Consider the following 443-nt stretch of genomic DNA (forward strand, 5'->3'; position numbering starts at 1 on the left):
CCTCCTTAATCGACGACTCAGCTGCAGCACAAGTTCCCACACGAATTGCTTGATTCATTGAAGAAGACGATTAGAAGCAGCTTTAAGCTCCAAGCTGATAGCTCACGCTAGCGGCTACAAGCTCGAAATTGGGTCTGTAGCTCAGTTGGTTAGAGCGCACCCCTGATAAGGGTGAGGTCGGCAGTTCGAATCTGCCCAGACCCACCAATTTTGTGTGGGAAACGCCTGTAGAAATACGGNCTGCCTTGCACGCAGGAGGTCAGCGGTTCGATCCCGCTTGGCTCCACCACTTACTGCTTCTGTTTGAAAGCTTAGAAATGAGCACTCCATCGATGTGATGGTGAGTGTTGATTTCTAGTCTTTGATTAGATCGTTCTTTAAAAATTTGGGTATGTGATAGAAATATAGACTGGGCACCTCTTTCACTGGTGCGTGTCCAGGCT

General features: G+C 48.4%; 1 protein-coding gene and 1 tRNA gene. One reads left to right on the forward strand and one right to left on the reverse strand.

What is annotated here, in order from left to right; translation table 11 throughout:
- Positions 1-130: 130 nt before the first annotated feature.
- Positions 131-207: transfer RNA gene (locus AO242_RS23745), tRNA-Ile, on the forward strand.
- Positions 208-259: 52 nt separating this feature from the next.
- On the opposite strand, the gene AO242_RS29580 is transcribed toward AO242_RS23745, so the two are convergent.
- The coding region (locus AO242_RS29580) for a hypothetical protein (protein WP_218927854.1) at positions 260-443 on the reverse strand (184 nt) is incomplete at its 5' end.

This window comes from Pseudomonas sp. ICMP 561, from assembly GCF_002699985.1.
In the GTDB taxonomy this organism is placed as follows: domain Bacteria; phylum Pseudomonadota; class Gammaproteobacteria; order Pseudomonadales; family Pseudomonadaceae; genus Aquipseudomonas; species Aquipseudomonas quasicaspiana.